Annotated in this window: 1 protein-coding gene and 1 pseudogene; both read right to left on the bottom strand. The window is 68.7% G+C overall.

Going from position 1 to position 1,212, the window contains the following annotated elements:
- Window positions 1-764, bottom strand: a pseudogene (locus AOK17_RS40890) (helix-hairpin-helix domain-containing protein); the annotation flags it as partial.
- A 2-nt stretch (window positions 765-766) separates the two neighbouring features.
- On the bottom strand, window positions 767-1,060 hold a 294-nt coding region (locus AOK17_RS52895), incomplete at its 3' end, for a YrrC family ATP-dependent DNA helicase (protein WP_425424680.1).
- Window positions 1,061-1,212: the final 152 nt, after the last annotated feature.

Below are 1,212 nucleotides of genomic sequence, written 5' to 3'. Positions count from 1 at the left end.
GCCGCAGCCGGGCCCGCCCGTGAGCACCGCGACCTTCTCGGTGAGGGCGAGCCGGACCGCCTGCTCCTGCTCGGGGGCCAGCTCCACCCCCGTACGGTCCTTGAGCCAGGCCAGTGCCTTGTCCCAGGCCACGTTCCCAAAGCCCGGCATGCGGTCCTCGTCCGTACGCAGGAGGCGCAGGAGCTGGGCCGAGAGGGACAGTTCGGCCCGGTGGAAGGGGACCAGGTAGATGGCGGTGACCGGTTCGCCGCCGTCCGGGCCCGGCACGCGCTCCCGTACGACACCTGGCTCCTCGCCCTCCTCGGACGGTGCCGCCAGCTCCGCGAGGCACTCGATGACCAGGCCCGTGTCCACCTGGAGCAGTTTCACCGCGTCCGCGATCAGCTGCTCCTCCGGCAGGAAGCAGTGGCCCTGGTCCGTCGACTGCGAAAGGGCGTATTGGAGACCGGCCTTGACGCGCTCCGGGCTGTCGTGCGGGATGCCGACGGACTGGGCGATCTTGTCGGCGGTGAGGAACCCGATGCCCCAGACGTCGGACGCGAGGCGGTAGGGCTGGTTCTTGACCACCGAGATCGACGCGTCGCCGTACTTCTTGTAGATGCGGACCGCGATCGACGTCGACACCTCGACGGTCTGGAGGAAGAGCATGACCTCCTTGATCGCCTTCTGCTCCTCCCAGGCCTCAGCGATCTTCTTGGTCCGCTTGGGGCCGAGCCCGGGCACCTCGATGAGCCGCTTCGGCTCCTCCTCGATGATCTGCAGGGNNGAGATAGCGGCGGATGCCCTGGACGGTGGCGGGCAGCACGGTCGTGTAGTTCTCGACGGTGAACTGCTTCCCGTACTGCTGATGGGAGCCCCAACGGCCCTCCATCCGCAGGGACTCCCCCACCTGCGCACCGAGCAACGCCCCCACGACCGTGAGGAGATCACCGCCACCTCGACCCGTGTCCACCCGGGCCACCGTGTAGCCGTTCTCCTCATTGGCGTACGTGATCCGCTCCAGCACGCCCTCCAGAACCGCCAGGTTCCGCTCCCCGTTCCCCGCCCCTTGCTTGGACATGATCCGACGCTACCTCCCACCTCTGACAGAGACCGGACGTCCTTCACATCCACGGCATCTGAGGCCCGGTGGGGGCGGGTCGCGCCGTTCCCAGCGCCCCCGATGAGCATCGCTGAGGTCGGAGCGTAGGCGCGGGTGGGTCGTGGCTGGGT

The sequence above is a fragment of the Streptomyces phaeochromogenes genome, assembly GCF_001418655.1.
Classification (GTDB): domain Bacteria; phylum Actinomycetota; class Actinomycetes; order Streptomycetales; family Streptomycetaceae; genus Streptomyces; species Streptomyces phaeochromogenes.
Note: the sequence above shows the minus strand (reverse complement) of the source record. Positions and strands in the feature narration are given on the sequence as shown.